Origin of the sequence: Archangium lipolyticum (assembly GCF_024623785.1) — a bacterium.
GTDB classification, from domain to species: Bacteria; Myxococcota; Myxococcia; order Myxococcales; family Myxococcaceae; genus Archangium; species Archangium lipolyticum.
Map to the genome: position 1 here is coordinate 1 of NZ_JANKBZ010000071.1, position 7,221 is coordinate 7,221.

A 7,221-nucleotide genomic window follows, 5' to 3' on the forward strand; every position below is an offset into this window, starting at 1 on the left:
CGTGACGTACTCTCATTCCTTACCGATACCCTCGCCGCGCACCGCCGCGGCTTGCGCGGGCCTTCGCTCCTCCCCACCGTGCCCGTACCTCAGCTCGCGCTCGCTGCCTGAGTCGGTGAACGGTTACAATCCCCCTTGGGAATGATGTGGAGGCTCAGGCCCTCTTTGCCTTGGGCCCAATCCGCGAGGCGACCCTCTGGCTAAAACTCCACAGCCCCGCAGCCCCGGGGAAGGTATCAAAGGACTCGCCGACAGCTCGTTCCATACGAATCGTCTGACACCCCTCCCAGGCTTCGGAAGAGCCTTCCACTCCTGATTTCTGGGATGACGTCGCTGGTGATGCCACGATCAAGAGCAAGCTCACCTCCCGCTGGAGTTGCCCTCGCTGCCTGAGAGGCTGGCCCCGGCGCACAGAGTGAGTGGTGTTGTGTCAGCCCCTCATGGTTGCCTCCCCGGCTTCACACCGCACCGGGAGGAGCATGTTGGCCATGAAAAGCAGTGGAAGCAGGACGAGGAGCACCTTGGGGCTGGCGGGTTTTCTCCTGGTACTCGTGGCGGCCCTCGGTGCCCAGGCGCAGCCGCCCTCCTCCAAGCTTCCTGGCCGTAAGCCGGACTCCAACGAGCCCTGGGGCGCTTTCCTTGGCAAGGCCGCACATTACGCCATTGGCAGGGAGTACCGCGTGCAGCACCCCACCAATGCCGTCTTCCTCGACAACGTCAACCTCTACAGAATTGTGAAGGAAGGGAAGTTGGGGGACCCCGAGCGTCTTCCAGAGCTCGTGAGGCTCTTGTGCCCGGACATCACCGATACCCGTCTCCTCGTGCTGTTCGAGCTCAAGCCGGACAATGAGAAATCGCGCAGCGAAGGGAGAGAACAGGCGGGGCGCTATCTGGCGGCCCTGAATGAGGCTGTCGACCCTGGTAAGCAACTCGTGGGAGGCACCAGCTTCGAGGGGTCCCTCTTCCTCGAATTCGAGAACGGGGGAGCACTCTGGAAGTTGTCCTGGCGCACGCCAGAGCCCGGAGTAACGCTGTATCGCTGGAGCTACCGGCGCAAGAAGCCCGGTGCTTCCTGGAAGGAGCGGGCCGCCCAGAAGGAAGAGGAGCTGCCCAGGGAAGAGGTAGAGCAGCGCGGCGGATTGGCCGAGCAGGCGCTCCGGGCTGCTTATGAAGGAGACGAACGCCCCAAGGGCTTCCAGGGCCAAGTCTACCTGCCCGTGGACTGCCGCTGAGCGGGTGGGCGGTGTCTGCGCCCTCGGGGTGCGCGAGGTGCCTGACGCTTGAGGCGCATCTGACCGCTGTGGTAGGGCGCAAGGTCATGAACACTGAATGCTCCCAGGTGCTCGAGTTTCCAGCGTGGCTCTACGGCACCAAAGCCGCCATCCTCCGCAAGGGGAGAGCCGAGGGCCACTGGTGGGCTCGGGAGTATCTCAAGACCGGTGCCTTTCCCCAGCCCCGGCAGATGCGACAGGTGTCACCCGGCGAGGTGCTGGTGATGCACTCGGGGGCCGACTTCGACTCGGGCGACCCCCGCTGGCGGATGCACATCTTCGGCGACGTCTTCATGGGCTTGGATGAAGGCGTCCCGAAGGAGGAGCGCCCGCGCATGAGTGACGCCTTCGAGTCCTTCTGCCTGAGCACCCCTTGGGGGGCTCTCGACCATGCCGTGTCTCCGCCCCCGCCGCAGAGCGCTGAGCGCATGGCGAACCGGCTCGCCTCGGTGCTCCGCTTCTGGGAGGTGCTCCAGGGCCTTCGCTACGCGTTCTGGTCGTTCGATCAGAAGTACACGCTGGAAGAGCTCATGGATGACATCTACCGCAGGACCCTGGAGGCCTGGTGCCCCGGAGGCCCTGCCCCTGTGCGCGAGCACCTGGCCCTGACGGTGGAGCGCATGTCTCGCGCCACCCGGGAGGATTGCCTGGAGGCCGTGCTCCGGGTGATTCCTGGAATGGTCGAGGTGGACACCGATCTCAAACACCGCGAAGTGCTCGGCGACCCGGGCTTCTTGCGTGAGCGCCTCTCCGCGCTTCCCCCGAAGAAGTTCGAGGATATCTCCAGCGCCTACAAATACGCGGTGTCCACGCAATTGTCGGACTGGGACAGGGAGTTGGGGCGGCATTAGAGCGGCTGGCGCCCGGCGTCGCGCAGGCCCACGAGGACGCTGGAGCCATCGCGACATGGCTCTACTGGAAGCGGCGGGAATCGAACCCGCCGCTCCGTCATGCTCCTCGGGAGTGTTTCAGTTCTTGCCCTGCTCGCTCAGGGTTGGACGGACTGGGGAAGACCTCCCCGGTCCTTCGAGACGGGCAGGTAGCACTTGCCCTGGTACTCGGCCCGGTTCTCGTAACACGGAGGCCGCTGCGCGAGTTCCACCCAGCACCCTCCGTTGATCTCGACTTCACCGACCTTGGTCTTGCAGGGCGCCTTCGCCTGATTCTGGAAAGGCTTCGATGGCAGAGGATAGGTGATGGCCGATACCTGTGAGGCATCCGCGTTGATCAAATCCGGTGCATTGCCTGGCAGTGCGCTCTCGGTGTCCGCGACAATCGCGATGGGCTCCTGCTGTTCGGGACCGCTCGCCAGATGCGGCCAGACGCCCAGACCCAGCGCGAGCACCGCGAGGCCCGCGACAGCCCTCGGCCCCCACCGCTCCCTGGGGCTGACCCGCCCTCGAGCGAGGTGGGCCTGCACCCGGGGGTTGTCCTCCACGCGTTCGACCGCGGCGGTCATCAACACGAGGATGTCCGCAAGCTCCGTCACCTGCGCCGAGGCGGGCGCCTGCTCCACCTCCAGCGTCACGGAGGGGTGCTCCGGCTCGCAGGACAGCCTCACCCGCCAGGGGCCCTCGGGCCGCCATTCCACGCGCTCGGTGGGCAGCAGCGTCAGTGCCGCCCTACCCGTGCCCTCATGCCGCGCTTCGTGGAGGCTCCCCAGCTCGGGCCCTACCTCGTCGTAGCTCCTGCCGAGCTGGAACGGCCCCGTCCCACCGTCCCTGCCTTTCTTCTCGTTCGCCACGTGCCTTCCCTTCGTGCCTGCGCGCTTCACGCGTGCACAGGGGAACGGATTTGACCATTTGAGTCAAGCTGGGCAATAGGTCCTGTTGGGTTCTCCCGGGCGAGCGGGTCCGAGGGGCTGAAGGCGGCGGCCACGGGCGGCTTCGCACTCGCCATGGCCACCGATGCGTTAGACGCACCCCGTCAAAGTGGACACCCAAACCTGTTTTCCCATTTACATCCAACTAACCAACATTTTCCTTTAGGCTGGTTATTCCGTTCTGCCGGATTCTTCGGCATAGTGCCGCCATCCTTACCCCCCCGAGGTGAACCCGATGAACGGTATGAAAGCGCTTTCACGAGTCCTGACTGCTCTGTGTGTGGCATCGCTCTCCGGCTGTGCGGAGGAGGAGGGCGTGCAGGCCGAGTCCATCGACCTGGGCCAGACCCAGCAGGCGGAACTTGGCTATGACCCTGGAGCGGGCTGGAACCTGGCGTGGTCGGACGAGTTCAATACCTCCGGTCTGAACACGGCGAACTGGACGCCGCTGACGAGCAACTGGGACCCGGTCACGGGGAACTGCGACTTCGGCACGGGTGAGCTGGAGTACCCGCGGGCCGAGAACGTCACGGTGACTGGCGGCAAGTTGGTCATCTCCGCGCAGCGCACCTACGACAACCCGCGCGATCCGCGCTGCGGCGCGCGCTCGTTCTACTCGGGCCGCATCCACACCAAGGGCAAGGTGGAGAAGCGGTACGGGAAGATCGTCGCGAGCATCAAGGTGCCCTCGGGCTACGGCATGTGGCCGGCGTTCTGGACGTTGGGCGCCGACATCTCCCAGGTGGGCTGGCCCAAGAGCGGTGAGCTGGACATCCTCGAGTGGCACTCGAACGAGCCCACGTGGATGAAGTCCGCCGTGCACTGGGACTCCAACGGCAACCAGGCCCACTGGGGCACGGGCGCTAGCGGTGGCTACAACCTCGCCGACTCCTTCCACATCTACGAGATGGAGTGGGGCCCGAGCAGCATCATCTTCCGTCTGGACGGCAGGGTCGCCAACGCCACCTTCTACAACCCGGACACCGAGTTCCAGCAGAACCACTACATCATCCTGAACCTGGCGCTGGGCGGTAACTGGTACGGCTTCCCCAGCCCCGATGCCATCGCGCTGCCCGCTGGTCAGACGAAGACGATGGAAGTGGAGTGGGTGCGTTGGTACCAGCAGGGCAGCACGCCGCCGCCCACCGGCACCGCCATCACCAACCCGAGCTTCGAGTCCGGCATGACGGGCTGGTCGACGTGGTCGCCCAACGGCACCGAGTCCTCCGCCTTCAGCGAGACCTACAACGGCGCGCACACGGGCTCCTACCACCTGACGCACTGGCGGAACGCGCCGTTCGAGGCGTGGACGTACCAGACGAAGAGCGGCCTGCCGAACGGCAACTACAAGGTGCGTGCCTGGGTGCGCAAGTCGGGCGCCTTCAACTTCTCCCGGCTGCAGATCAAGACCTGCGCCTCCTGCGCCCCGGCGATGACGAACCTGGGCAACTACGGCGCCTGGACGCTGGTGGAGACGCCCGCCATCTCGGTGACGGGCGGCTACGTGGAGTTCGGCTTCCACTCCCAGTCGTCGGCGTATGACAGCTCGCCCGCGCTCCACGCGGACGACGTCGAGCTGATCAAGCTGTAGGAACCGCTCCTGCCGCCACAGAAGCCCAGGGTGGGATGGCCCGACAAGGACCACCATCCCATCCGCTGGCGGGCAGCGTTACCGTGGTCAGAACTCGCCGCGGAGCGCCGCGCCCGTCAGCGAGCTCTTCGCCTTCAAGAGCTCCGCTGGCGGGCCCTCGAACACGACCTCGCCGCCCTTGCTTCCGCCGTCGGGACCGAGATCGATCACCCAGTCCGCGCTCCGAATCACGTCCAGGTTGTGTTCGATCACGACCGCGGTGTTCCCCTCATCCACCAGCCGGTCGATGATCTTCATCAGCAGCGCGATGTCGGACATGTGCAGGCCCGTCGTCGGCTCGTCGAGGACGTAGACCGACCCCTTCTTGTGCAGCTCGGTCGCGAGCTTGATGCGCTGGCACTCGCCGCCCGAGAGCGTGTTCAGCGGCTGGCCCAGGGTCAGGTAGTCCAGGCCGACGTCGCGCATCGCCTCCAGCTTCCGCAAGAGCGGCACACGCTTCTTCGCGCCCTTGCCGGACCCGAGCGCCGCGAGCGCCTCGGCGACGCTCAGCGCGAGGTAGTCGCTGATGGAGCTCCCCTCGAGCTTGTACTCGAGCACCTCGTCCTTGAAGCGCTTACCGTGACACGTCTCGCAGGGGGTCTTCACGCCCTCCAGGAACGCGAGGTCGGTGTAGAGGACGCCCAGCCCGTTGCACGTCTCGCACGCGCCCTTCGAGTTGAAGCTGAACAGCGAAGCGTCCACGTCGTTCACGTCCGCCAGTTCCTTGCGCAGATCGTCCATCACGCCGGTGTAGGTGGCCGGCGTCGAACGGCTGGAGGTGCCGACGGCGGACTGATCGATGACCACCGCACCGGGCGTCGTCGGGACGAACACCTCGTGGATGAGCGAGCTCTTCCCCGAACCCGCGACTCCGGTGACGACGGTGAGCACGCCGGACGGGATGTCCACGCTCACGTCCTTGAGGTTGTTCACGCGCGCGTTCCGGATGGGCAGCCTTCCCTTCGGCCGGCGCGGGGTCTCCTTCAATGGCAGCTGGCGCTCGAGGTACTGACCGGTGAGCGTCTTCGACTTCAGGAGTTTTTCGTACGATCCTTCGAAGACGACAGTGCCGCCCTTCCGGCCAGCGTGAGGCCCGACGTCCACGACGTGATCGGCGATCTTGATGACGTCCGGGTCGTGCTCCACCACCAGCACCGTGTTGCCCTTGTCCCGTAGCGCCCGGAGCAACGCGCCCAGGCGGTACACGTCGCGCGGGTGCAGGCCCACGCTGGGCTCGTCGAAGATGTAGAGGACCTCCACCAGGCTGGAGCCGAGGTGCTTCACCATCTTGATCCGCTGCGACTCGCCGCCGGAGAGCGTGTCGGTGGGGCGGTCGAGCGACAGATACCCGAGTCCGATGTCCACCACGTGCCCGAGCCGCTCCGCCAGCGCCTTCGCCAGCGGTGCCGCGGCGGCGCCCTCGAGCGCCTTCACCCAGGGTAGGAGCTCGTCGACCTCCATCGCCGTCAGCTCGGCGATGTTCTTCCCCTGGATCCTGCAGCCGAGCGCGGCCTGGCTGAGCCGCGCCCCCTTGCACAACGGGCATGGCCCCATCGTCAGGTACGGCGCGACGGTCTTCTGCGTCCTGGGCGAGAGCGTCTTGATGTCCCGCTTGATGTACGCGCGCGTGAACTTCTCGATGATGCCCATGTACGTCGCGTTCATGTCGTTGCCGTTGAATTTCGCCTTGAATTTCCGCGGCGACGCGTAGAGCAGCAGGTCCATCTCCTCCTTCGTGAACGTCGACAGCTTCTTGTTCACGTCGAAGAAGCCCGACGCGGCGTACATCCCGTTCTCCCATTTGGCGAACACCGGGACCTGGACCGCGCCCTCCGCGAGCGACTTCGACATGTCGAGGAAGCCGTCCGCCCTCACGCCGAGCTTCTGCCCGATGCCGTTGCACTCGGGGCACATGCCCTGCGGATCGTTGAACGAGAACTGGTTCGAGTACCCGACGTGCGGCTGCCCGACGCGCGAGAAGAGGAGCCGCAGCAGCGGGTTGATGTCCGTCGCGGTGCCGACCGTGGAGTGCGAGCCGCCGCCCAGTCGCTTCTGGTCGACGATCACCGCCATGTTCAGGTTCTCGATCGCGTCCGCCGAGGGCTGCGGAACCTTCGGCAGGAAGTTCCGGACGAAGAGGCTGAAGTTCTCGAACAGCTGGCGCTGGGCCTCGGCGGCGATGGTGTCGAAGACGATGGAAGACTTGCCGGAGCCGGAGACGCCGGTGAAGAGCGTGATCTTCCGCTTCGGAATGCGGAGGTTCACCTCTCGCAGGTTGTTCTCCCGCGCGCCGCGGATCTCGATGTGCTCGATGTCGGTGGACATGGGCCGGGAGTATAGAGCCCTGTCGACCGGTTGATGGGGAGGGAACGCTAAGCCAGCCGAACTAAGTCCGTTCAGGGGGCGGCCGACGCTTGGGACGGAGAAGAGCCCGGAGCGTGCCAGGCCGTCTCAGTTGCCGTAGACGACGGACGGCTTCCGCGTAGAAGGAGTCGCGC

5 protein-coding genes are annotated in these 7,221 nt (G+C 65.7%); 3 read left to right on the forward strand and 2 right to left on the reverse strand.

The genetic code is table 11. The features are described 5' to 3' along the window. Nucleotides 1-488 precede the first annotated feature (488 nt). The gene (locus NR810_RS51810) at nucleotides 489-1,232 is read left to right on the forward strand and encodes a hypothetical protein (RefSeq protein WP_257463590.1); all 744 of its coding nucleotides are present in this window, start codon (nucleotides 489-491) and stop codon (nucleotides 1,230-1,232) included. An 86-nt stretch (nucleotides 1,233-1,318) separates the two neighbouring features. Then, nucleotides 1,319-2,122, forward strand: coding sequence for a hypothetical protein (locus tag NR810_RS51815; protein WP_257463591.1), 804 nt, complete (start codon nucleotides 1,319-1,321; stop codon nucleotides 2,120-2,122). Nucleotides 2,123-2,259: 137 nt separating this feature from the next. Here NR810_RS51815 and NR810_RS51820 read toward each other — a convergent pair whose 3' ends face one another. Beyond that, nucleotides 2,260-3,015, reverse strand: coding sequence for a hypothetical protein (locus tag NR810_RS51820; protein ID WP_257463592.1), 756 nt, complete (start codon nucleotides 3,013-3,015; stop codon nucleotides 2,260-2,262). Nucleotides 3,016-3,328: 313 nt separating this feature from the next. Between NR810_RS51820 and NR810_RS51825 the strand changes: the two genes are divergently transcribed. Further along, entirely contained in the window at nucleotides 3,329-4,684 is a 1,356-nt protein-coding gene (locus NR810_RS51825) for a glycoside hydrolase family 16 protein (protein WP_257463593.1), read from the forward strand. Between the two features lie 87 nt (nucleotides 4,685-4,771). On the opposite strand, the gene NR810_RS51830 is transcribed toward NR810_RS51825, so the two are convergent. Continuing rightward, nucleotides 4,772-7,048 (reverse strand): excinuclease ABC subunit UvrA, encoded by a 2,277-nt coding sequence (locus tag NR810_RS51830; RefSeq protein ID WP_257463594.1) that lies wholly within the window; start codon nucleotides 7,046-7,048, stop codon nucleotides 4,772-4,774. Between the last annotated feature and the right edge of the window lie 173 nt (nucleotides 7,049-7,221).

What these genes read in the sequence shown, in the direction of transcription:
- NR810_RS51830 (WP_257463594.1), bottom strand. Translation starts at nt 7,048, where the DNA reads ATGTCCACCGACATCGAGCACATCGAGATCCGCGGCGCGCGGGAGAAC.
- NR810_RS51815 (WP_257463591.1), top strand. Translation starts at nt 1,319, where the DNA reads ATGAACACTGAATGCTCCCAGGTGCTCGAGTTTCCAGCGTGGCTCTAC.
- NR810_RS51825 (WP_257463593.1), top strand. Translation starts at nt 3,329, where the DNA reads ATGAACGGTATGAAAGCGCTTTCACGAGTCCTGACTGCTCTGTGTGTG.
- NR810_RS51810 (WP_257463590.1), top strand. Translation starts at nt 489, where the DNA reads ATGAAAAGCAGTGGAAGCAGGACGAGGAGCACCTTGGGGCTGGCGGGT.